The following is a 23,607-nucleotide window of genomic DNA, read 5'->3' on the forward strand; positions in this document are numbered from 1 at the left end:
TTGATATAATGTTAAGAAGCATAACAATAGCGAATCTACTAACACAAGCGTTTTCATGGTCTGATCAGCTTATACCTAAAAATAAGTAGTTGTTGGAGGCTGGTGAGTTCGTGCGTGATGTCGGAAATAGCGGTTTTTCCGTCGCGTTTTTTGAAGATTCTATTAGGCTAATCACTTTTGCAGGAAGCAATCGAGGTCGCTATGGGATTGGCAGTGGTATTAACGCGGGCGCAGTTGGGTATGGAATCGCCTTTGGTGAGGGTAGAGGTAAACGTGGCTGCTGGCGTGCCAGGCTTTCAAATTATCGGCATGCCAGAAACCACTGTAAGAGAAGCACGGGATCGGGTTAAAACAGCGATTCTAAATAGCGGTTTAGAATTCCCTGTGGCGAAAATAACCATTAATTTATCGCCCGCAGAATTACCCAAGCAGGGGGCACGGTTTGATTTAGCCATGGCGCTTGGCATTCTAGTAGCGGATGAATCCATTCAGGAAGGCGGATTAAGCCAGCTTGAGTGTTACGGCGAGCTCGCGCTTGATGGTGCGGTAAGGCGTATCGATGGTGTTCTACCCGCTTTACTGGCAGCGATTAAGGCAGGTAGGCAAGCACTTGTGCCAGCTGCAAATAAAGCAGAGGCGGCGCTATTGCGAAAGCCAAGCGCCTACGCGGTTTCCTCGCTCGCTGCTGCCGTGCGGCATGTGGAACAGAGCTCTTTACTTGGGCTAGTGCAATCTGTTGAGCTGCCTACCGATCCGCAGAGTGTGGGTGATATCGCTGATGTTGAGGGGCAGGAACAAGCAAAACGAGCCTTGTTGTTAGCGGCAGCAGGTGGCCATAACCTTTTGTTTGTTGGCCCACCCGGTACCGGTAAAACCATGCTGGCAAAACGCCTAATTGGATTAATGCCGCCATTACCGGAAAATGAAGCCCTTGAGGTTGCCGCGATTAATTCACTCACCGGCGAGAAATTTAATCCAGACAATTGGCGCCAACGCCCCTTTCGGGCGCCACATCATTCCTGTTCCGCGGCAGCGCTCGTTGGCGGCGGCAGCATACCGAGGCCGGGTGAAATTACCTTAGCGCACCGCGGTATTTTGTTTTTAGATGAGCTCACAGAAACTCCAAGGCACGTGCTTGATTCATTACGTGAGCCGCTAGAATCTGGGCGGGTTAGCATCAGCAGAGCACGCCAACAAGTTACCTTTCCTGCTTGTTTTCAACTGCTCTGCGCCCTTAACCCATCACCCTGTGGCACTTTTAATGGTGATATCCAAAGTTCGCGCTCAACGCCTGAACAAATTCTCAAATACTTGAGTAAAATTTCGGGGCCTTTTCTAGACCGGATTGATTTGCAGGTTGATGTTCCGCGGCAACCGGACGCGCTTCGCAACACCGCCACACGAAAAAAGATAACGAGTGCTGAGTTGCAGCATCAGGTAGTGGCGGCGCAAGCGCTGCAACGCAAGCGGCAAAACTGCCTAAATCATGCGTTATCACCAAAGCAACTAACGATCGTTGCCGAATTAGCAGAAACTGATCGTGAATTTTTAGTGGCAGCGATGGAAAAGCTATCACTTTCTCATCGCGCTTATCATCGTACGCTGCGAGTAGCGCGCACCATTGCCGATTTGGAAGGCCACGCTCAGTTAGCTCGTGAGCATTTGCTCGAAGCATTAAGCTACCGTGCGCTAGATGCGTTATTGATACAGCTTCGTGCCTTGTAGTTGAGCGGGTACTGCATTTTCTTGGTGATGTTTGCTATTCTGCCTATTCATTCGTTTGCATGGCAACATACATGAGGATTCCTATGCAGAAACAAAATACAGGTGGTAATGAGCCAACGGCCAAGCAGTCAGCCATGGCCGTTTCGCAACGCGTTATTTGGATTGGGCTCGCTATTTTGTTACTCACTATTCCGGTTTGGTTTGATGCGGTGGTTATGCCGGGTGATTATGTTTTTGTATGGCGCTGGACAGAATCACAGATAATTTTTGAAAGCCTTATTACCGTTGGTTTCTTACTTGCTGCCATAGCCGGCTATTTTCTACTTCGTCGAGTTGCGCTGGATTGGCAGTACTGGAAGATAGCGCGCTTGGGGATATTCATTTGGATTGCCATGCTGGTGTTACTCACGGCGTTTAGCTTGCTGATATACTATGCGGGCGATCAAGATGTGCGAGCAGAATATGAGGGTGAGGGCTACACCGTATCCGCACTTGGCTCCGGAGTAGAGGAGAATTCACAGTTTTTCGTGGTTATGAGCTGTGATCAACGGGGTATTTACAAGCGGGTGATACATATCGATCGTTTTATCGGTGCCGATGATGTTGAATTCCGCTTAGATGGTGAGAACCTGAATGCTCATTACACGATTGAAGGGCGCGAATTACGTTATCAAACTTACGCACTCGGCGATCTTTATCAACAGTGTTTAACAGGTGATTCACCTCGGCCTTTTGAATAAAAGCTGCGCATGAGGCTTCGTTTCAATACCCAAAAGGGTAACGATGCTTCTAAAGTGAATATAATGTGAGATTGCAAAATAAATGATAATGAGGTTTCGCAGTGTGGGAGGACCTAGTGTGCCCTTATCGGTTCTCTTATGGTGATGAGAGTCTGGTATATAGTGTAAGTTCTAATGAGAGGTCAGTAGTATGGATGAATTTGAAGTAAAGCGTATTTTGATAGATTACCTGAAGTCCAAGCACGACCAACCTCTTTTTGCTTCGGAAATGCCATTTGCGAATAGAAGTCGACGCGCAGATCTAGTTGTGCTCACCAATTCTGCGACGCTTACTTCTCAACGACTAATGTAGCTTGGAACGCTTCTTTGTGCGAACACCTAAGAAATTTTTTTACATCCCAAGAGAAAATGTGACAATTTATGAATAGTGAGTTTATGAAGTACACGTGGAAATAGTCCCCCAAGGAGGGGCTCGGGTAGAAAGTAAAAAAATGTTTGACTTTTTAACTTTCCCATTAGCTTATAATATTCAATATAATTAATTGGAAAATTAAGGAGTGTATATGAGACGGAAAAATATTTTGTTAAGCATATTGTATATGATGTTTATTCTAAATTTCACCAATGCAAAGGCAACCAGCGAAACGACCGATTGTGTGGATATTAAAGCTCTAAATTCTGTCATTACAGACTTAGAGTCATCCAATGATTTCATGAATTGCTTTAGTACAAATGAAATCCCGCAAGGGAATGAAATTGTGTTCAACGTAGTATCTGTGAATCAAGCAATCCCATTTAAAGTATTGATTTACGATATGAGTGGAAGCACTGCCGTTGAAATAAAGCAACTAAATTCACCATCGGGTGAAACAATTCAGTATCAATCAACGGTAGAAGCATCGAGAATTGGCTTTCGTGTGGTTCCTGCATCGAGTGTCACTGCGGATGTACGAATGAGATTGGGCTTCGGGATAACTGAGAATGCCGGTGGTATCTTTTTCATAAATTTAGACTATGCTCCAGACGATACTGGTGGTGATTGCGATCCTGTGACGGGTATCTGCTTCGAAATTCAATCAAACCCTACTGAGCCTACCCACTATACTCAACAATCTACCTAGTTTTCTGGTTGCAGTGAGTTCGCAGCGACGGGAGTGCCCGACAATTTTGATATTAATATGCAGTTAAACAGCATTAAGCAAGACACAGCTGATTTAAGTTTGAGTCAGAAGTTCGATTACTTTTTAACTCACTTCAACAGAAACAAAGTTTACGATTTAGCAAACAACACTGATTTTCCTGGAGCGTCGGAAGCTTTCGGGAATTGGTTTTACGGAGCAGCGATGAATGTTACTGGTTTTTCTAACGCTAGTGCCAGACGATTCGCGGCTGCAGTACAACCGGTTCAGAACTTAACTGGTGATGAGGACTTTCTCACCAAACTGGCAGCGAGAACTCAAGCTGTTTTCAATTTTACTACAAATACGGGTGACGGGCTGAACGATGCAGAGAATATCAATAAGGGTTCTGCGTACGCAGATATGTTCGCGAATGATATTGCATCGGGACAACCTGGCGATTCATGCAACTCAAGTAGTACTCCAACCGTAACTTGTGGCAGTGGAGGTTTTGGTTCTTGGATAGGACGCGTGTTTGTTCCGGGTGCGAGCTGGGGATTTTTTTACAGCACTACCTACAATACTTCTATCACCGATCTCCCGAATAACTCTGGTCCGGGCAATGGTGACCCAGAGGTTGATCCTGACTAAACGACATTTAAGCAAGAAGATAGCATCAGATGACGCAGTTCTTTGTGTGGTTGCGCGATAGTTTTGAACTCGATAATAGAGTGTTCATCTGCTATTGAAATAGCAGTTTGAGGTTTGAGTTCATTTTATTAGTGAAGCCACGCAAATCTGCGCCAGATGCTGAAGAAAAAGACGCTCAGCGGCGCGGTCAGTATTTAGCTCTTTTAATCTTTTAATTTGGCTGGGGTTTTAAAGAGAAAAGTGCTCGCTGAGGGGTCGATAGTATATCATCTGGTTTTATTTGTTGAGCTGCTTTCGCTTTCTGCCAGTCTCACTGTCCGTCAGTTGAAACTCTTGTGATGCGCTTATACTCGGCGAGCTTCAAACCATTACCAGCCGTGGTATTGCACGCAAGTTATTAAAAAGGTTGCAATATTTCAATAAAAAACCAGTAGCTTCGTTGGCATTTTTGCTAAGAACCTTAAGCTTACTTACCAATTGATTTTTGGCAATAACCCGACGATATTCAAAGCAGGTTCAATACCACTATGTGGCGCTCCCTCAAATTCAATGCTCGGTACTCGAGAGCGCTTCTAAAGACTGAACGTCGACGATTTTTGTACCCTTGTACCATGCCTTCTTTAAATTCACGTGCTCCAGAGAGAAAAAACGTTACAGCGAAGGACAAATCATCAAGGCCATCAAAGAGCATGAGTCCGGTGCCTTTGACTCTGTGTCAGATTGTTGGACATTATCCCTAATATAGTTTCTGCTCTGAGGAGACATGTCGCGCGAATCTAAAGAAAACCAGGTCTGTTGATGAGCTGAAATCCTTATCGCTTTGCTTTGATTGTCTTTAAAATATGTTGAACTAAAGCGGACTTACCGGAATCATTTGCGCCGCGCAAAAATAAGCCGGACCCTTTCGGCATTTCCAAAGCAAGACACTTGCCCGAAATTTTTGAGATGGATATTTTAGTTAGCATTCATTACTCACAATCATTGGGATTTTTCGACTTTATTATGGTAAAGGATTAAACGATAGTTCACATGTAAACACCCATGAGATAAATATAAATTTGCGTCCCGCTTCCGGCGGGATAATTAAATCTTAGTCAATAGATAAACTATTGACTGCAAACTTGATGAAAGGGAAAGCATTATCGCGAATCTGAGTAATCGTAGAGTTATTAATCAAATTGTCCTGATGAACTACTCCATTCATTTTGATATATGACCTCTTATCTTCTTTAAAGATGATAGTATATTCTTGCCATCGTCTCAGAATACATCTTTAGACTAATCCGATAAAAGCCAAGAAAGCATATGATCAAGGCTTGGTTTCATTTATTTCTGTATTTCACATATAAGCTGAGTGAACATAAGAATGCCGCACAAACTCAGCTTGTGCGGCATTTTTCGGCATGATGTACAAGCAGCATTATCTATAAGCGATTAACAGCCTGCTTTAGTACTGAATCTTTAATATTGTGAATCTTTAATACTGAAAGTTATCTTCCCAACCCCAAGGCGCTGGTGGCGCTTCTACTTCTTGGCTTAAATCTACATCCACATGGAACTCTCGATTTGGCCGCGATAACCGATAACGGAACGTATTTTCATCAGGAAACGACATCCACCAAGTGTTGGTAATCGACACTGTGGCATCTAAGTCAGTGAAAAGTTGTTTGCTGTCTTCATCCGCAGGGAATGATTGGGCATCTTCCGTGCCCAGTGTTACGGTAGTTCCGCCGTACATTGTCATAGGATCATCGCTACCATCTTCTAAACGGTGATCGTGTTTGAGTTCTAAGCCCATTTGCGTTTTCGTGATAATCCAAGTGCGCGAACGGTTATCACCAACATGCAGTGGAATACGGATGCGATTCTCTGTGCACTCCCGAACTTCAATGACAATACGGCTATTCATCCAAGTAGCATCTGTTTCTGGATTGCCGTTCGTTACCTCACCTTCGTAAGCCTTCCCGCAATGTTCCGCAATTTTATCAAAGAATACATCCTGTGGATTTGGTTCCGCAGGCGTGCAAGCGGCAAGAGCGCCAGCCGCTCCTACAACAAGTAAGTGCATTTTATTCAGGCGCATAGTTCATCCTTATTTAGTTGAATCTTTGTTTTTAAAATAACATAGAAACAACTGGCATGGATAGTAGGCGCCGTGTCGAGTAGAATATGCGCAAAGTGAAACACATCGAGAATTAAAAGGTAGGCTCATGAAGGTATACAACAACGCGTTAGAAATGATTGGGAACACGCCAATGGTTCGAGTGAACCACATTGATACGGGCCCTTGCGAGCTCTACTTGAAGCTGGAAATTCAAAATCCGGGCGCCTCAATAAAAGACCGGATCGCCGTAGCCATGATTGCGGCGGCCGAAGAGCAAGGCAAAATCAAACCGGGCGATACCCTAATTGAAGCAACCGCAGGCAATACGGGATTAGGTTTGGCGCTGGTGGCAGCCCAAAAAGGTTATAAATTGATTATTGTGTTGCCAGATAAAATGAGCCGCGAAAAACTTTATAACTTACGAGCTCTGGGTGCGGAGGTTATTGAAACACGTTCTGATGTGCAAAAAGGGCATCCGGAGTATTACCAAGATCTTGCCCTGCGTTTGGCGGAAGAACGTAATGCTTTTTATATTAATCAGTTTGAAAATCCAGCTAATGTGCAAGCTCATTATGAAACTACCGCGCCAGAAATTTGGCAACAAATGGAAGGCAACCTTGATGCATTCGTGTGTGGTGTAGGTTCTGGCGGCACACTCACAGGTGTTGGCCGTTATTTACGTGAACAAAAAGCGGATATCGATTTAGTATTGGCCGATCCCGATGGTTCAATTTTGGCACCGTTAGTAAATGAAGGTAAAGAAGTTGAAGCAGGAAGCTGGCGCGTAGAAGGTATTGGCGAAGATTTTATTCCAGTGATTTGTGAAATCGCCTTAGCTGGCAAAGCTTACAGTATCACTGATAAAGAATCGTTCGATATGGCTCGAGAAGTATTGCTAAAAGAGGGGATCATGGTTGGTTCTTCGAGTGGCACACTAATTGCTGCTGCTGTGCAATATTGCCGTGAACAAACCGAACCGAAGCGGGTGGTTACGCTAGCCTGTGATACCGGTTGCCGTTACCTTTCAAAGTTATTTAATGATGAGTGGCTCAACGCTCAAGATTTTAGTTAAGGGGTATTAAATTTATGCGCGATACCAAGAATTTAGCATTCGCCACTCGTACTATTCACGGAGGCCAAGAGCCTGAGCCTGTTACTGGCGCAGTGATGCCACCTATTGTAACGAGCTCAACCTATATTCAGCCAAGCCCTGGTGAGCATTCAGGTTTTGAATACTCGCGTTCACAAAACCCAACCCGGTTTGCTTGGGAACGTTCGATTGCCAATCTCGAAGGCGGTAGCCGCGGTTATGCTTTTGCATCAGGAATGGCGGCTACAGCCACTATCCTTGAGCTTTTGGATACCGGTGATCATGTTGTAGCAATGGACGATTTATATGGTGGTAGTTTTCGTTTATTCGATAAAGTGCGTGGGCGTTCTGCCGGTTTAGATTTTAGTTATGTTGATTTAACTGACATGCAGGAACTTACCGCATCGTTCACGCCGAAAACGCGTATGGTGTGGATTGAAACACCAAGTAATCCAATGTTGAAGCTTGTCGATATTCGTGCTGTGGTTGCAAAAGCGCGGGAGCATAACCCGGATATGATTGTGGTGGTAGATAACACCTTTGCAACGCCATATAACCAGTTACCGCTGGCGCTTGGTGCGGATATTGTGATGCACTCAGCAACTAAATATCTAAATGGCCACTCGGATATGGTGGGTGGTATTGCCGTTGTGGGCGAGCGGGAAGATTTGCAAGAAGACATGGCATTTTTGCAAAATTCTATTGGCTCGATTGCAGGGCCGTTTGATAGTTACTTAGCACTTCGCGGCGTGAAAACCTTGGCGTTGCGAATGAAGCATCATAACCAAGCGGCGCTGGAAATTGCCGAATGGCTAGAGCAACACCCACGTGTAAAAACGGTAGTGCACCCAGGTTTAGCAAGCCACCCACAGCATGAACTTGCGAAGCAGCAAATGAGCGGCTTTGGTGGCATGATTTCAATTTTCTTGGATGGTGATTTAGATACTGCGCGGCGTTTCTTGGAAGCGGTGGAAATCTTCGCGCTGGCTGAATCTTTAGGTGGCGTAGAGAGCTTAATTGAACATCCAGCGATCATGACGCACGCATCGATTCCGCCAGAGAATCGCCAAAAACTCGGTATTCACGATAACTTTGTGCGTATTTCCGTAGGTATTGAAGATACGCAGGATTTGATTGCGGACCTTGCCCAAGCATTGGAGAAAATGTAATGGCCGTTGCTCCATTTCATTTGGCTATTCCAGTGGATGATCTCCATAAGGCGCGCGCTTTTTATGGCGAGCTTCTTGGCTGTAGTGAAGGCCGCAGCAGCGATCATTGGATTGATTGGAACTTTTATGGCCATCAGTTGGTAACGCACGTTGCACCCGATCGTTTGCTGCCGCCGGTGAGTAACCCGGTGGATGGCCATGATGTGCCCGTTCCCCACTTTGGTGTTGTGCTGGATATGCCAAGTTGGGAAACGCTAGCTAAACGTGTGCGTGAGGCAGGTATAGAGTTCGTAATCGAACCCTACGTTCGCTTCAAGGGCAAACCGGGCGAGCAAGCCACGATGTTCTTCTATGACCCTGCCGGTAATGCGCTGGAGTTCAAGGCTTTCGCCGATATTGGCCAGTTGTTTGCTAAATAACCGTGCACTCACCGTTAAATGCCGCCATAACCAAGCAGGAATGAGCTGGAACGATAATCAACAAATCGCCCAGCTCTAGTTCTTTTAACATGGCTTCAGATACCCGTACTTTTCCATGCTCTTGGGAAACGCTAACAAGCTGTGCGCCTTGGATGGGGCTGCCCCAACCATTCGCCGTTTGATGCATGACTTGACCAAACACCGAGTTACCATCAATAGATACGGAATCTTTACTAAAATGTACGGCGCCACCGTGCACCACCACTTCGTTGCGCTCAGGATAAATACCGATAATAGGGCAGGCTACAGCTAGGGCCACATCGGGCCAATCGCACGCGCCTATCCGTTGTTGTTGCCAATCATAAAATACATAATTGCCAGGCCGAATTTCATCGGCGCCGAGGAAGCTTTCCATGCGGCTACAGGTGGGGGTATCGCCAACAGAAATGCGCAACTCATGCTGTGGAATATGCAGGTTTTCGATTAATTCCGCCAAGCGCTGCAAACTCTCTTCATGGATTTGAGCAATGCCATGTTCGCCCCGCATCGTGTAACTATTACCAGCGTGTAGTAATAAGCCAAGGCCGCGCACTTGTGGCATGGTTCGAGCCTGCTCAAGAATCAAATTAATGGTTTCGTGAGCACGCCACGATATACCGGTGCGGCCATAACCGGCATCAATTTCAATGTACACATCAACAGGGTTGAGCAGCCGCGCGATAGCTTTCAAGCTATCGGCATTTTCAATAGTGAGGCCAAAACGAACTTCTCGTGCTAAGCGATTATAGGCAGGGAGTGCACGTGGGTTCATGGGAATTGCCAAAAGAATATCTTGCCAGCCGGCATCAGCAAAATGGCGGGCCATTTCTGCCGAGGAAACCGCGATAGGTGTTTCCTCAGGTTTACCAAACCACTTGCCAATGGTTACCGATTGGTGGGTTTTAAAATGTGGCCGTAAAGCAACATGAGCGCTTGCCGCTTTTTCCTGCATACGTTTGATATTCCGCTTGCTTTTGCGGCTATCTACCAGCACTTGTGGCCCAGTAATAGTATTCCAATTCAGGCTCATTTTGCTTTCTCCAAACGGGTAACGGGCCAGGGCAAACAGGCTACATCGAGATTGCCGCCACTTAGAATAAGCCCCACTGCTTTACCAGAAAAATGCTCTGGATACTTACACACGGCAGCAAAAACTGTGGCTGCAGAAGGCTCAACGATAACCTTGAGAGCCTGCCAAAGCTGTTGCATAGCCACAATTACTTCATCCTCTGATACGAGTAATACCGCATCTACGTAATTTTGGATAATGGGGAAGGTGTGATCGCCCAAGTTAGTTAATAAACCATCGCAAATACTTATTGGCGGCCTTGCACTTTGGATACTTCCTGCCTGCAGCGAGAGCCAAGCATCGTTGGCTAGTTCTGGCTCTACACCGAACACGGCCATATTTTGGCTATGGCCTACCATTGCCGTTCCCGATAGCAGGCCACCGCCACCTAGGGGGCTCATTAGAACTTGTAATTCTGGCACTGCCTTTACCAATTCCAGTGCTGCCGTTCCCTGACCGGCCATAATCAAGGGGTGGTTATACGGCGGAATAAATATCCGCTCGCTTTGCTGTTGATTGGCCGCTACAAAGGCTTCACGCGCCGCCATACCGGGTTCGATTTCAATGATATCGGCGCCGTTTTGCGCAATATTCTGTTTCTTTACGCTAGGTGCGTTAGTAGGAACCGCCACTTGCACGGAAATATTCAAAATACGCCCAGCTGCGGCAAGGGCCGCCCCGTGATTACCCGAGGAAACGGTGTAAACACCCGCCTTTCGCTGTGCCGCGGTGAGATTTAATAATGCGTGAATCGCACCACGGAATTTAAAGGCGCCGGTGTGTTGCAAGTTTTCACATTTAAAGAAGAGCCTAGCGCCACTGGAGTTATCCAGTTCTGGGCTGCGCAGTACAGGTGTGTTCATAATATAAGGCGCGATCAGTTTTTCCGCTCGATGAATGAGATCAAGGTTCAAATCGTCTTGCCCGGCAATATGTTGCCATCCTGTCACTGAATTGCTCCAAGTTGATAAGTAAAAACTACGTGTTCAATCATAATTTCTCGAAACTTTAACCTACGGCTTTATATTTACCGTTAGTATTCAACTAGAGTATATCAAGGTGTGCAAGGCTCACCAGTTTTGTTTCCGTATTTTCAAGGGTATACTGCCGGCATAAACTCTAGGCCTAATCACCAAAGCATCACTAGCAAAGCATCACTAACTGGGCAAGGAATATTCATGGATACCGTTACGGCCGCAATAACATTGTTATTGATTATGAACCCACTTGGGAATTTACCGATCTTTATTTCGGTTCTGCGCCATGTGGACCCGAAGCGGCGAAGAAAAGTACTCATTCGTGAACTCTTGTTTGCTTTAGTGTTTATGTTGCTATTCCTTTATCTTGGCACCAGCTTGTTAAGCTGGCTCGGCTTGCGGCAAGAATCGGTGAGCATTGCTGGCGGTATCATTCTTTTTATCATTGCCTTGCGCTTAATTTTCCCTCAGCCCGGCGGCGTGCTGGGTTTGCCAGCGGGTGATGAACCCTTTATTGTGCCGCTGGCGATTCCATTGATCTCAGGCCCTTCGCTGCTGGCAGCCCTGTTATTGCTAGCGAACCAAGCACCTGATCAAATGCTCGATTGGACCTTGGCTTCGATTGCTGCTTGGGCAATCTCGGCTACTATATTGCTCTTTAGCGGCTTTGTGCTGAGGGCGTTGGGCCAACGGGGGCTGAACGCTATCGAGCGCCTAATGGGGATGATTCTGGTGATGATTTCCGTGCAAATGTTCTTGGATGGCATTATGGCTTACCTTGCCAAATCTGCGGTTTAGTTGCAGTGATGAGCAGTTTGCCACAAGACGCTGCGCAAAATAGGAGATAGCAAAGGTTATGGCACGAAAAACAATTTTTCAGCAGATTCGAGAACTTCCTTTCAATCACCAAGCCGTTTTGGCGGCATATCTGTGCGAGCGTATGTTACCGAATTACGATTTGTTCTCTGCAAGCACAGGCTTTGGTGATGCCAAAACGTTGCGTGGCGCGCTAAATGCCGTTTGGGATAAGCTAGCCGTGAATAAGAAAAGTGATTGGCAGCGTTGGCAGGAGAAACTGGAGGAAAACACGCCGAACGAACAAGATTTTGATGTGCTCGGTATGTTCCCAGCAATTGCGGCGTGCACCGCTTTAAGTAGTTTACTGCAGGGCATTGAAGATAAAGAGGGTAGCCCGTTACTCGATGTTGCGAAAATATCCCAAGGTTCGGTAGCTCATTTTCTTGAGCTCGGTGAATGTGCTGAGATCGATAATGTGGATGAGCGCGCGGAGGCCATTGCTGAACACCCACTAAGCAACTACGAAATCGAAGTGCAAGAGGCCATGTTAGGCTTCTTACAAGAAACCGCGGTGATAGATAAAGAGCTTGTTCGCGAAGTTCGGGGTATTGCTCGCGATGAGGGCATTTCAAACCTCGGCCTTTAAGCCGAGGTGGTTTTTGTGTGCGCTTAGTTTTTGATTTACTCGGCGTTTCCAAGCGTGTGCTTGTTGTGCTTATTGTGTTTTTGCAGCGCCATCATCCAGCCAACAATTCCAAACAAAAAGATAAACAAATAATCTTTGCCACCGGCTTTCAATGCTGCTTGAAAAGCAGCATAGAAAATTAGCATTTGCAGCAAATGCAGTACTACCACGATCAGTAGCAAAAGTAGAAACAATGCAAACGCATTACCTGGAAAAGGCATAACTAAATTAGCGAGTAATGCTAACCATAAAAAACTAAATAATACTTGCCCGATAAGGATAATGGCGCGCATGTTCTAGTGTCCTTTTTAACAAAGTGAAAACGCAAAATAGATAACATTAAAAAAGTAGAAGCTAAAAATCAGTAAAATAAAACTCAGGCTATTTAAATTCGCAAATAAAACCTAGAGCGCGAGCACTCACGATATTCAAGTTCATTGAACATGGAACAAGCGGAAGCTCACTTGGCCTGCTTTTTTCTCGCGATAAAGCTGCCAGTTTTTTGGGGTGCTAAATGTGAGTGATTGCTCACTTTCGATATAAACCCAGCTACCAAAGCTCACTAAGCTCTCTTTAGCTAAGATTCCAATGCACTGTTCTAATAGCCCCTGATGAAAAGGCGGATCGAGAAACACGATATCAAATGCACCTTTGATTTGCTCGAGGTGGCTTAACGTATCCTTGTTATGAACTTCGGCTCGTGGTTTTGAATCGCTATTATTTTGGATATCACCAAGCAAGGTTTTGATGTTTTTATCAAGCTGCTTGCTTGCCGAAATCGCTTTTTCTATGAAAACCACCTCGCTGGCGCCCCGTGAAAGTGCCTCTAGCCCTAAGCTACCTGTACCGGCAAAGGCATCAAGCACACGAGCTTCTGGCAGCTCAAACTGCAACCAATTGAAGAGGGTTTCTTTTATGCGGTCGGTGGTGGGGCGCAGGCCCTCTTGATCAACAACCGCTAATTTGCGACCACGCCATTGGCCGCCAATAATTCTGATTTGCCCTAGCGCACTTGAATGGTTCTTGGCTGTTTTACGGTGTTGTGTTGCCATGGGTACCTCGAAGATCGAAATCCGGTGAATTGTACCTATTCTCTCTCCTTTTGTCGCGATTTCTGGCCGTACACATAGGGCGGGAACAATGCTATTATCATGGCTTCGCATCGATGTTGTTGGAATTCTAAATTATGGCAAAGAAACCCTCTATTTTTTCCACTTTGTTTGGTCGTAAAAAGGCTGAGGAAACAAAGGAAGAAAGAAACGAGCAAGAACAAAATGAGGCGCTAGAAAAGCGCCCTGAAACATCTGGCTCGGATTCGGAAATTGCGGCTGAGGATGCGCCGAAAGAATCGGATGAAAAGCCAACGGCCACCAATGAAGAAGTTGTAGAAGCGAATATCAATGCTGATTCGGCAACTCCAGAAGCAAAAGTAGCCCCTCAAGAAAGCGAGCACGATAGCCCGCTAATGGAACGCGAGGGCACCGATTTGCCAAGTGCGGTGGACGATGCAGCCAGCATGCACAGTAAAAGTGTGCCTCCAGCAAGTGCCACGCAAGAGCGGCCGCAACGAATGAGTTGGTGGCAACGTTTACGCCAAGGCTTACAAAAAACTTCAAGCTCTTTAGGCTCAGGGTTGGCCAACTTATTCGTTGGCAAAGAAATTGATGAGGAGCTGTTTGAGGATTTAGAAACTCAGCTTTTAATGGCTGATGTGGGTGTGGATACCACGGCTAAAATTATTGATCAGTTAACAGAGCATGCCTCGCGCAAAGAACTAAAAGACGCCGAGTTGTTGTACGCTAAATTGAAAGACGACATGGCGGAAATTTTAGCGCCTGTTAGTGAACCCTTAATGATTAATAATACCGATGGGCCGTTTGTGATTTTGATGGTTGGCGTGAATGGTGTTGGTAAAACAACAACCATAGGTAAGTTAGCGCGGCAGTTTCAAAGTGAAGGTAAATCAGTGATGTTAGCCGCAGGTGATACCTTTCGAGCGGCTGCGGTTGAGCAATTGCAAGTATGGGGTGAGCGTAACGAGATTCCCGTTATTGCACAGCATACGGGTGCTGATAGTGCCTCTGTTATTTTTGATGCGGTGCAAGCGGCGAAAGCGCGTGGTGTGGATGTGCTGATTGCCGATACGGCTGGGCGCTTGCAGAACAAAGCCAATTTAATGGAAGAGTTGAAAAAAATCGTGCGGGTAATGCGCAAACTCGATGCGGCTATGCCCCATGAAGTGCTGTTGACCTTAGACGCAGGAACAGGACAAAATGCCATAAGCCAAGCAAAATTATTCAACGAAGCGGTTGGCGTGAGCGGCTTGGTTATGACAAAGCTCGATGGCACTGCCAAGGGTGGCGTTATCTTTGCGCTGGCTAATCAATTTAAGATCCCGATTCGTTACATTGGTGTTGGGGAGAGCCTTGAAGATTTACGGCCGTTTGTAGCGAGTGAATTTGTGGATGCGTTATTTGCTAATAATGCTTCGCAAAACAATGCCTCTTAAAACAATGCTTCCCAAAACAAGGCTTCATAACCAATGTTAAGCAAATAGGCACTAGAATAATAACAACGACCAATCATGGCATGGTGCAAATGAGTAGCCATGCAATCAAGGGCCTTTAATGATTCGTTTTGAACAGGTAAGTAAAACATATCCCGGTGGCTTTCAGGCGCTAAACCGTGTGAATTTTCATGTGGCGGCCGGTGAGCTGGCGTTTCTAACCGGGCACTCGGGCGCGGGTAAAAGTACTTTACTGCGCCTAGTTGCGTTGATGGAGCGGCCAACCTTGGGCCGGGTGCTTATTAATGGCCACGATTTAAATAAAATCAGCCGCCGGCAGGTGCCGTATCTGCGCCGCGATATCGGTATGATTTTTCAAGATCATCGATTGCTCATGGATAAAACAGTATTCGATAACGTGGCGTTGCCGCTTTACATTGAAGGTTACACGCAATCAGAAGCTCGCAAGCGAGTGCAAGCGGCTCTTGATAAAGTTGGGTTAGGTGGCCAAGAGCGAAAATACCCAATCATGCTTTCAGGTGGCGAACAGCAGCGAGTGGGGATTGCTCGGGCGATTGTGAATAAGCCACCCCTACTACTTGCCGATGAGCCAACAGGAAATCTTGATCCTAGCTTATCGTTAGAGATTATGAATTTGTTTGAATCCTTTCATCAAGTTGGTGTTTCCGTGTTAATTGCTACCCATGATTTGGCGCTGGTGGCGCGGATGCGGCACCGAAACCTGGTTTTACGCAATGGCGCTATGATTGATGATGGGCTCGCAAGCGGTGCTTATGAGCCTCTTGATGAGGAATCTTTTTAATGGGATTCCTAATGCGTAAGGCGGAACAACGAAAAGGTGCAAAAGCGGTAAAAATTTCGCCGTGGCGCCGATTCTTAATGTTTTTTGTGAATAATTTTCAGCAAGCGCTGGGTAGTTTAGGCGAGCTTTCGCGAACGCCCATGGCTTCGCTCATGACAATCGCGGTACTGGGATTGAGTTTAACTCTGCCTACAACCTTGTATGTGGTGGTGAAAAACGCGCAAGCGATTAGCGCCGAGTGGGATAGTGCTGCGGAAATTAATGTATTTCTCCGCAAGGAACTCTCGCCACAAGAGGTTCAAACCTTTCGCGAACGCATTCGTTTAATGGCAGAAGTGGATAGGGTTGAGCTTATCGATAAAGAAGCCGGCCTTGCTGAATTTCAGGCCAATTCGGGCTTCGGTAGTGCAATCGATTATTTACAAGAGAATCCTTTACCGGATGTTCTTATTGTTGTGCCCACAGCTGATTTTCAAAGTGTTGAGCGAGCGCAAATGTTGCTCACTACCCTGGAACAAGAGCGTGAGGTGACTTCCGCGAGCTTAGATTTGAAATGGCTCGAGCGTTTACAAGCACTTGTGCGTGTAGTGGAGAATAGCTTTGCCGCACTGGGCTTATTGCTCTGCACCGCGGTGGTGCTTATCGTTGGTAATACTATTCGGCTCGCGATTTTAAACCGCCGCGATGAAATTATGATTATGAAACTGGTGGGTGCCACCGATGCCTATATTCAGCGCCCATTTTTATACACAGGCTTTTGGTATGGTGTAGTTGGCGGGATCATCGCCTGGCTTGCCACTACGATTATAGTGATCTGGATTGATGCTTCTATCGTTCAATTTAGCAGTTTGTACGAGAGCGATATGAGCCTGCAAGGTTTGAGCTTGCACGATATGCTGGTGGTGTGGTTAGTGGCTATTGGGCTCGGGTTAATTGGTTCATGGATTGCGGTACGCAGGCATGTGAGCGCCATTGAGCCAAAATAGCAAATGCATCCTGGATAATTTATGTTTATATTCAGTGAGTTAAGGCTAGCGTAAGGAACTCAGTAACGAATTTGTGGTCTTACAGAAAGCAGTGTCATTAATTGGTTACATTTGCTTGCTACATTGAACTTGCACAAACACACTTGCACAGGTGTATGGCTCTGATAGAATGGTTTTTTGATGTTCGGCTGAGTTATTAGCCAAAATATGTTCGGTTCGCAGTTAGGGGTGTTAAAGCAAACACTCAAGGATATTAGCAGCAGAATTGAAAGTGAGGTAAATAGATGACTGCACACTCTGAATCAATGGGTTTAATGGTTCCCCGCACGGGCAGCCTAGATGCCTATATTGCATCGGTAAATGGTATTCCGATGCTCAGTGCAGAGGAAGAGAAATCGCTGGCAGAGCGGTTACAACAAGATGGCGATTTGCAGGCAGCGAAACAGCTGATCATGTCGCACTTGCGTTTTGTTGTGCATGTAGCTCGTAGTTATCAGGGATACGGTTTACCCCAAGCGGATTTAATCCAAGAAGGTAACATTGGTTTGATGAAAGCGGTAAAGCGCTTTGATCCTACCGTTGGTGTTCGCTTAGTATCTTTTGCGGTGCATTGGATTAAAGCCGAAATTCATGAATTTGTATTGCGCAATTGGCGTATTGTGAAAGTGGCAACTACGAAAGCCCAGCGTAAGCTTTTCTTTAACCTTCGTAAGGCTAAAAAACGCCTTGGTTGGTTTACTAATGATGAAGTAGATACAGTTGCCCGCGAACTTGGGGTAAGTAGCTCTGAAGTGATGGAAATGGAATCACGGATGAGCGCACATGATGCCGCTTTTGATATGGGTGTAGATGAGGATGACAACAACGAAGTTGCGTTTTCACCCTCACAATATTTAGAAGATAAATCCTCTGATGTGGCCGCAACGATTGAAGCGCAAGATTGGGAAGAGCAAGCGAGTAAGCGCTTAGCACATGCCATTTCTAGTTTAGATGAACGTAGCCAGCACATTGTGCGTGCGCGTTGGTTAGATGATAACAAAACCACATTGCACGATTTGGCGGATACATTCCAAGTGTCTGCTGAACGTATTCGTCAGTTAGAACAAAACGCAATGAAGAAATTGCGCATGGCTATGCAGTAAGCGCACTAATTTGCGACTTCTTAGCTTTTCACGCAGCTTACTTTCTATGATATTCACTTTAGATGAAATGTAGAGCAGGGTGCGGTGCTTGTTGCATTGCACCCTCGATTTCTAGCCCAATCCCGGGCATGCCAGCCGGAAAACCTGCCAACACACGCTGTGTACAACTTGATGAGAATAATCTGTGCCGTATCTTTGGGAAACCGGAGCGGCCGAAAGTGTGTGAACAATTCACCGCCCAGGATTATGTTTGCGGAGATTCGCGTGAGCAAGCGCTTATTCTGCTAACCCAACTAGAGAACGATAGCGCGCCCGAATGAGCTTTACCCGGAGGCCTTGCCTAGGGGCTTAACCCAGGGGCTTAACCCAGGGGCTCAACCCAGGGGCTTAACCCAGGGGCTCAACCAAGAAGAACAACATCACGCCTGCTACGGATCATCGTTCGGGCTAAAATCCTTTACCCGAGGCTTTATCAATACAGCAAGAACGGGCGATGTGCGTTCTTATCAGCGAGCGATATAAGGCCCAGGGTTTATAGGATTACCCTCATGGCGAATTTCAAAATACAAACCACTTTCCGATTGGCCACCACTGCGGCCCGCCAGAGCAATGGTTTCGCCCCGGCGAACAGGCTCGCCAATATCTTTTAGGAGTGCTTGGTTATAGCCATATAAGCTCATGTAATTTTCGCCATGATCGATTATCACCACCATGCCGAATCCGCGTAACCAATCCGAGAAAATTATACGCCCATCGGCAATGGCCCTTACTGGCGCTTCTGCATTCGCATCAATCACCACACCGCGCCAAATCACTTCGCCACTCCGCTGGCTACCATAGCTATGCTTGATAGCGCCTGGCGTAGGCCAACTAAGCTGCCCGCGCAGGTTGGCTAAACCGGATAAATTGAAATTTTGCCGAGCCATTACTTCCTGCAATGCGGCAAGCAATTCCGTGAGCTCCTGTTCATTGCGCAGCATGTTTTGCAACGCTGATTCTTCGTTTTGCTGCTCCCGTTGTAGGCGAGCAACAAGCTGCTCTTGTGCCTGTTGCTGGCTTGTGAGCTGGTTCCGTTGTTGCTCTTGCTGGCGCAACGTTGCATTCAAGGTATCTCGTTGCGCCGATACTTCTTGCCGAACAGCAATAAGTTGTTGTTCTAAAGCATGCAAGGCTTCTAATTGCTGCAAGCGTGCGGCGCTTAAGTATTGATAGTATTCGAGCATGCGCTCGAAACGAGCCGGGTTATCTTGGTTCAACAACAGTTTCAGAAACCCATGATCACCGTTTCGATACGCCGATTCTATCTGATCGGCGAGTGCGGCAGCTTGCGCCTCAACATCACTTTGTAACTGCTGTTGCTCTTGCTCAAGCTCATAAATATGGCCTTCCACTGAAGCTATTTTTAGCTCCGTTTCGCGCAATAAACGGCTTGCATTTTGCACCTGAGTTTCTAAGTTTCGAAGCTCTCGTTCACCGCTACTGAGCCGTTGTTGGCGTTGCTCTATACTCCGGCGACGTTGCTGTATCTCGTTTTGTAACGTCTGCAACTGCTGCTCTGCTCGCGCATGTTCTGCCTGGGCATCATTATCCTGCTGGGCCGTAAGTGAGGCTCCCACCAACATTGAGCTGGTGCTGAATTTGTGCGCGGGAAATATTTTTGGCTCCGCAGCGGCAAGCGCCGAAGCCAAAATTAGAACACCGGTAATACCAACGCTAAGGCAAGTACCAAGCGCGCCGCGCCAAATTTTCATGCTTAATCCTTCAATTGCATGAGCGTTTTGCCGGTCATCTCTGTAGGTTGCGGCATGCCCATCAGATGCAACATGGTAGGCGCTACATCAGATAAACGGCCACCCGGTACCGGGGTAGCTTCACGGCCAACGTAAATAAAAGGCACCAAGTTACTAGTGTGGGCGGTATGCGATTGGCCAGTAGCATGATCGTTCATTTGCTCGGCATTGCCGTGATCCGCTGTGATTAAGCATTCGCCACCGGTTTTACGAATTGCCTCAACAACTCGGCCTACCGCTGTATCTACCGCCTCACAGGCTTTCACCGCCGCGGCAAAGTTGCCGGTATGGCCAACCATATCACCGTTCGGGTAGTTACAAATAATGGCATCGAATTCGCCGCTTTCAATTGCAGCAACGAGCTCGTCGGTTAATTCAACGGAGCTCATTTCTGGTTGTAAATCATAAGTTGCCACATCTGGTGAAGGAATAAGAATGCGCTTTTCGCCAGCAAAGGTAGCTTCTCGGCCACCACTGAAAAAGAAGGTTACATGAGCATATTTTTCGGTTTCTGAAATACGCAATTGAGTTTTATTGTGTTTTTCCAACCACTCACCAAACACGTTATTTAATGATTCTGGCGGGAAAGCCACGGGGGCAGGAATATCCGATGAATACTCTGTGAGCATTACAAATGCTGAAAGCTTGGGTGTCGGATTACGGTCAAATTCCTTGAAATCTTTTTCTACGAAGCAGCGGCTCAGTTCACGTGCGCGGTCGGCTCGGAAATTCATAAAAAATACGGCATCATTATCACGAATTGGCTGTGAACCATCTATCCATGTGGGTGCTACAAACTCGTCACTTTCTTCTCGCGCATACGCCGCTTCTAAGCCCGCTTTTGCGGAAACCGCTGTTTCGCCCTCGCCTTGAGTAAGTAGGCGCCAAGCCTTGCTAACTCGATCCCAGCGATTATCTCGATCCATAGCAAAATAACGGCCACAAAGGCTAGCGAACTGCACACCTTTGAGCTTGGCAAATTCGGTTTCAAAACGTTCGAGCGAGGCACCTGCTGAGCGCGGTGGCGTGTCTCTACCATCAAGAAATGCATGCACAAACACCTGTTTAGCGCCTTTTTCATGGGCTAACTTCGCCATCGCCAGCAAGTGATCTTCATGGCTGTGTACGCCGCCTGGCGATAACAGCCCCATAATATGCACATTGCCTTTTGCCGCTTGCGCCTTTTCTAGGCAGGAATTAATCGCTTTATTTTCGGCAAAATCACCATCTTCTATGGCTTTCGTAATACGAGTGAAATCTTGATAAACAATGCGGCCAGCACCAAGGTTCACGTGGCCCACCTCCGAATTACCCATTTGCCCATCAGGTAAACCCACAGCCATGCCTGAACCATCAACCAAGGTATGTGGCACGGTGGCATAGAGCTTATCTAGATTTGGGGTATTGGCATGCGCTATGGCATTATCAGGCGCGGCATCACGGTTGCCCCAGCCATCGAGAATTAACAAGGCGAGTGTTTTTTTGCGAGTTTCTCCAGTAGACATGCGGCATCCCCGATTGGTTTTCTGATTGTTCATAAATTATGCCTTAGTTTACTGCATTTAAGGATCAGAAGCACCTGCGCAAGTGCAGATTTTACTGGTATCTGTGCGCTGAACCGTTATACTCTTCGGCTGTATTTTTAGTCGATAAATTCACACCAGTTTGGGTGGTAGTTACAGTTAGTCGGGAGAGGTCATGGACCAACTAATCGAATTCGCAACAGAGCATTACATCCTCAGTGGTTTGTGGGTTTTAGTTTTTGTAATGCTAGTTATGGATATTGTGAAAAAGCGCTTTTCTTCTATTCAACCGCTAAAACCGCAAGAGGCTGTTTTAAAAGTGAATCGGGGTGGTGTGTTCGTAGATATTCGTAGCGATGAAGATTTCGCAAAAGGGCATATTCAGGGTTCGAAGCAAATTTCTGCTGAAAAAATTCGTGCAGGGGATGTAAAAAGCCTTGAGAAATTTAAAGATGCCCCCATTGTTACCGTATGCAACTATGGAAATACTGCCCGAGGCGCTGCAACAGCACTTGTGAAAGCAGGATTTACCCAAGTGTATGTACTGCAGGGTGGGCTGCAAGCATGGCAAGGTGCCAGTTTGCCAGTTTCAAAAACGCAGTTAAAAAATAAAAAATAGAACAACAACACTGAATTCGTTCATTTTTAATCTTTCATTTTAATTTAAGAAAAGTAGGTAAGTATTATGGCTGATGAACAGCAAACTCAAGCAAATGGCGCAGCTCAAAACGAGAAACAAGCAACCAACCAATTTTCAATTCAACGTATCTATGTGAAAGATGTTTCTTTTGAAGCGCCGAACACGCCAGCTATTTTCCGCAAAGAGTGGAAGCCAGAGCTGAACGTTGATATGAACGTAAGCAACAACAAGCTTGATGAAAACGTTTATGAAGTAACCCTCAGCCTAACTGTTAAAAATACTGTTGGTGAAGATGTTGCATTCTTATGTGAAGTAGCTCAGGCCGGTATTTTCTCAATCCCTGCAGACCTTGCCGACGATGCTCTGGCGCACACGCTCGCAGCATTCTGCCCGAACATTTTGTTCCCTTACGCACGTGAAGCGATTTCTGGTTTGGTAAGCAAAGGTACATTCCCACAATTGAACCTTGCGCCAATCAACTTCGACGCAGTGTATGCACAACACGTGCAGCAACAACAGCAAGCGGCACAAGAACAGCCGAAAGCTGACGCGTAAGCATTAAGGAAACTTAGTGACTGATACAACATCAGTAACAGTGCTAGGGGCGGGGTCGTATGGCACCGCCCTTGCTATCTGTATCGCAAGAAAGGGCCAACGCACAGTGCTGTGGGGGCGCGATCAAGCGCAAGTACAGGAAATGCAAGCCGCAGGCGAAAACACTCGTTATCTTCCTGATTGTCCGTTTCCAGAGTTACTTGAATTAGAAACGAGTTTGGAAAAAGCGGTGCAAGCATCGGAAACCATTCTTGTGGTAGTGCCGAGTTATGGCTTTGCCGAAGTTTTGCAGCAAATTGCCCCTCATCTGCGAGAGCGAGCCGGTGTCGCATGGGCTACAAAAGGTTTAGAACCTGAAACCGGGCGTTTACTTTCTGAAGTGGCCACTGATGTTTTAGGCCCAGATCGCGCGCTAGCGGTACTTTCAGGGCCAACCTTTGCCGCAGAAATGGCGAAAGGCATGCCTACGGCTATTGCCGTGGCCGCGAACAAGCCAGAATTTGTAGAAGATCTATCTAAGGCGCTGCACTGCGATCGTTCTTTTCGAGTTTACCTAAACGATGATTTCATTGGTATGCAACTTGGCGGTGCGGTGAAGAACGTTATCGCCATAGGCGCTGGTATGGCCGATGGCTTAGGTTTTGGTGCGAATACACGAACTGCCTTAATTACACGTGGTTTAGCCGAATTAACACGTTTGGGTATAGCCTTGGGTGGTAAACCCGAAACCTTTACGGGTATGGCCGGCTTAGGTGATTTAATTCTCACCTGCACAGATAACCAATCGCGAAACCGTCGATTTGGCCTTGCTATCGGCCAAGGCAAAACCGTTGAGCAGGCCATGGCCGAAATTGGGCAAGCGGTAGAGGGCTACCGGAACACCCGTGAAGTGGTGGCACTAGCCAAACGCTTTCATGTTGAAATGCCTATCTCGGAACAACTTTATAAAGTTTTATACGAGGGCAAAGAGCCGATGCAAGTGGCGCAAGATTTACTCGCTCGGGCGCAAACCAGCGAAAGCGTGGCCGCGCCGCGAGATTAATCGCTAAGTTCCCCGC

General features: G+C 46.6%; 24 protein-coding genes. 17 read left to right on the forward strand and 7 right to left on the reverse strand.

Going from position 1 to position 23,607, the window contains the following annotated elements; translation table 11 throughout:
• Positions 1–201 precede the first annotated feature (201 nt).
• From CWE08_RS01415 to CWE08_RS01430, 4 genes are all read left to right on the forward strand, one after another.
• On the forward strand, positions 202–1,725 hold the full coding sequence (locus CWE08_RS01415; RefSeq protein WP_126764897.1) for a YifB family Mg chelatase-like AAA ATPase: 1,524 nt from the start codon (positions 202–204) through the stop codon (positions 1,723–1,725).
• A gap of 83 nt (positions 1,726–1,808) precedes the next feature.
• Positions 1,809–2,465 (forward strand): hypothetical protein, encoded by a 657-nt coding sequence (locus CWE08_RS01420; RefSeq protein ID WP_126764899.1) that lies wholly within the window; start codon positions 1,809–1,811, stop codon positions 2,463–2,465.
• A 563-nt stretch (positions 2,466–3,028) separates the two neighbouring features.
• Complete coding sequence (locus CWE08_RS01425; protein ID WP_126764901.1) at positions 3,029–3,586, forward strand: hypothetical protein; 558 nt, start codon at positions 3,029–3,031, stop codon at positions 3,584–3,586.
• A 33-nt stretch (positions 3,587–3,619) separates the two neighbouring features.
• Positions 3,620–4,234: a hypothetical protein gene (locus tag CWE08_RS01430; RefSeq protein ID WP_126764902.1), complete on the forward strand. Its 615-nt coding sequence runs from the start codon at positions 3,620–3,622 to the stop codon at positions 4,232–4,234.
• A gap of 1,477 nt (positions 4,235–5,711) precedes the next feature.
• Here CWE08_RS01430 and CWE08_RS01435 read toward each other — a convergent pair.
• Positions 5,712–6,317, reverse strand: coding sequence for a hypothetical protein (locus tag CWE08_RS01435; RefSeq protein ID WP_126764904.1), 606 nt, complete (start codon positions 6,315–6,317; stop codon positions 5,712–5,714).
• 127 nt (positions 6,318–6,444) lie between these two features.
• Between CWE08_RS01435 and CWE08_RS01440 the strand changes: the two genes are divergently transcribed.
• From CWE08_RS01440 to CWE08_RS01450, 3 genes are read left to right on the forward strand one after another with little or no spacing between them, the layout of a single operon-like run.
• Complete coding sequence (locus CWE08_RS01440; protein WP_126764906.1) at positions 6,445–7,410, forward strand: PLP-dependent cysteine synthase family protein; 966 nt, start codon at positions 6,445–6,447, stop codon at positions 7,408–7,410.
• Positions 7,411–7,424: 14 nt separating this feature from the next.
• Complete coding sequence (locus tag CWE08_RS01445) at positions 7,425–8,597, forward strand: trans-sulfuration enzyme family protein (RefSeq protein ID WP_126764908.1); 1,173 nt, start codon at positions 7,425–7,427, stop codon at positions 8,595–8,597.
• Entirely contained in the window at positions 8,597–9,016 is a 420-nt protein-coding gene (locus CWE08_RS01450) for a VOC family protein (RefSeq protein WP_126764910.1), read from the forward strand. Before CWE08_RS01445 ends, CWE08_RS01450 begins: the two co-directional genes overlap by 1 nt.
• Here CWE08_RS01450 and CWE08_RS01455 read toward each other — a convergent pair.
• Entirely contained in the window at positions 9,009–10,085 is a 1,077-nt protein-coding gene (locus tag CWE08_RS01455) for an alanine racemase (protein WP_126764912.1), read from the reverse strand. The genes CWE08_RS01450 and CWE08_RS01455 overlap by 8 nt on opposite strands.
• Positions 10,082–11,074 (reverse strand): threonine ammonia-lyase, encoded by a 993-nt coding sequence (locus CWE08_RS01460; protein ID WP_126764914.1) that lies wholly within the window; start codon positions 11,072–11,074, stop codon positions 10,082–10,084. Before CWE08_RS01460 ends, CWE08_RS01455 begins: the two co-directional genes overlap by 4 nt.
• Before the next feature lie 228 nt (positions 11,075–11,302).
• Here CWE08_RS01460 and CWE08_RS01465 point away from each other — a divergent pair, with 228 nt between their 5' ends.
• Positions 11,303–11,899 (forward strand): YhgN family NAAT transporter, encoded by a 597-nt coding sequence (locus tag CWE08_RS01465; RefSeq protein WP_126764916.1) that lies wholly within the window; start codon positions 11,303–11,305, stop codon positions 11,897–11,899.
• A gap of 58 nt (positions 11,900–11,957) precedes the next feature.
• A complete protein-coding gene (locus tag CWE08_RS01470) occupies positions 11,958–12,545 on the forward strand; it encodes a YjaG family protein (protein ID WP_126764917.1) in 588 nt (195 codons plus the stop codon).
• 35 nt (positions 12,546–12,580) lie between these two features.
• On the opposite strand, the gene CWE08_RS01475 is transcribed toward CWE08_RS01470, so the two are convergent.
• Complete coding sequence (locus CWE08_RS01475; RefSeq protein ID WP_126764919.1) at positions 12,581–12,877, reverse strand: DUF1145 domain-containing protein; 297 nt, start codon at positions 12,875–12,877, stop codon at positions 12,581–12,583.
• A 141-nt stretch (positions 12,878–13,018) separates the two neighbouring features.
• Positions 13,019–13,636 (reverse strand): 16S rRNA (guanine(966)-N(2))-methyltransferase RsmD, encoded by a 618-nt coding sequence (rsmD, locus tag CWE08_RS01480; protein ID WP_126764921.1) that lies wholly within the window; start codon positions 13,634–13,636, stop codon positions 13,019–13,021.
• Between the two features lie 134 nt (positions 13,637–13,770).
• Here rsmD and ftsY point away from each other — a divergent pair, with 134 nt between their 5' ends.
• The 5 genes from ftsY to CWE08_RS01505 all read left to right on the forward strand — a co-directional run bounded on the left by ftsY (position 13,771) and on the right by CWE08_RS01505 (position 18,361).
• A complete protein-coding gene (ftsY, locus tag CWE08_RS01485; RefSeq protein WP_126764923.1) occupies positions 13,771–15,093 on the forward strand; it encodes a signal recognition particle-docking protein FtsY in 1,323 nt (440 codons plus the stop codon).
• A gap of 118 nt (positions 15,094–15,211) precedes the next feature.
• Positions 15,212–15,913: a cell division ATP-binding protein FtsE gene (gene ftsE, locus CWE08_RS01490; protein ID WP_126764925.1), complete on the forward strand. Its 702-nt coding sequence runs from the start codon at positions 15,212–15,214 to the stop codon at positions 15,911–15,913.
• A complete protein-coding gene (ftsX, locus tag CWE08_RS01495; protein ID WP_126764927.1) occupies positions 15,913–16,899 on the forward strand; it encodes a permease-like cell division protein FtsX in 987 nt (328 codons plus the stop codon). The genes ftsE and ftsX overlap by 1 nt, the downstream gene beginning before the upstream one ends.
• A gap of 284 nt (positions 16,900–17,183) precedes the next feature.
• On the forward strand, positions 17,184–18,041 hold the full coding sequence (gene rpoH, locus CWE08_RS01500) for an RNA polymerase sigma factor RpoH (RefSeq protein ID WP_126764929.1): 858 nt from the start codon (positions 17,184–17,186) through the stop codon (positions 18,039–18,041).
• A gap of 62 nt (positions 18,042–18,103) precedes the next feature.
• Complete coding sequence (locus CWE08_RS01505) at positions 18,104–18,361, forward strand: YkgJ family cysteine cluster protein (protein ID WP_126764931.1); 258 nt, start codon at positions 18,104–18,106, stop codon at positions 18,359–18,361.
• Positions 18,362–18,547: 186 nt separating this feature from the next.
• Here CWE08_RS01505 and CWE08_RS01510 read toward each other — a convergent pair whose 3' ends face one another.
• The gene (locus CWE08_RS01510; RefSeq protein ID WP_126764933.1) at positions 18,548–19,792 is read right to left on the reverse strand and encodes a murein hydrolase activator EnvC family protein; all 1,245 of its coding nucleotides are present in this window, start codon (positions 19,790–19,792) and stop codon (positions 18,548–18,550) included.
• 2 nt (positions 19,793–19,794) lie between these two features.
• On the reverse strand, positions 19,795–21,336 hold the full coding sequence (gene gpmI / locus CWE08_RS01515) for a 2,3-bisphosphoglycerate-independent phosphoglycerate mutase (protein ID WP_126764935.1): 1,542 nt from the start codon (positions 21,334–21,336) through the stop codon (positions 19,795–19,797).
• Positions 21,337–21,529: 193 nt separating this feature from the next.
• On the opposite strand from gpmI, the gene CWE08_RS01520 reads away from it, so the two are divergent.
• From CWE08_RS01520 to gpsA, 3 genes are all read left to right on the forward strand, one after another.
• Positions 21,530–21,973, forward strand: a complete 444-nt coding sequence (locus CWE08_RS01520; protein ID WP_126764937.1) for a rhodanese-like domain-containing protein — start codon at positions 21,530–21,532, stop codon at positions 21,971–21,973.
• A gap of 66 nt (positions 21,974–22,039) precedes the next feature.
• Positions 22,040–22,549 (forward strand): protein-export chaperone SecB, encoded by a 510-nt coding sequence (secB, locus tag CWE08_RS01525; protein WP_126764939.1) that lies wholly within the window; start codon positions 22,040–22,042, stop codon positions 22,547–22,549.
• Between the two features lie 16 nt (positions 22,550–22,565).
• Positions 22,566–23,591, forward strand: coding sequence for an NAD(P)H-dependent glycerol-3-phosphate dehydrogenase (gene gpsA, locus CWE08_RS01530; RefSeq protein ID WP_126764940.1), 1,026 nt, complete (start codon positions 22,566–22,568; stop codon positions 23,589–23,591).
• The last annotated feature ends 16 nt before the right edge of the window (positions 23,592–23,607 follow it).

The sequence above is a fragment of the Aliidiomarina iranensis genome (assembly GCF_003987135.1).
GTDB classification, from domain to species: Bacteria; Pseudomonadota; Gammaproteobacteria; order Enterobacterales; family Alteromonadaceae; genus Aliidiomarina; species Aliidiomarina iranensis.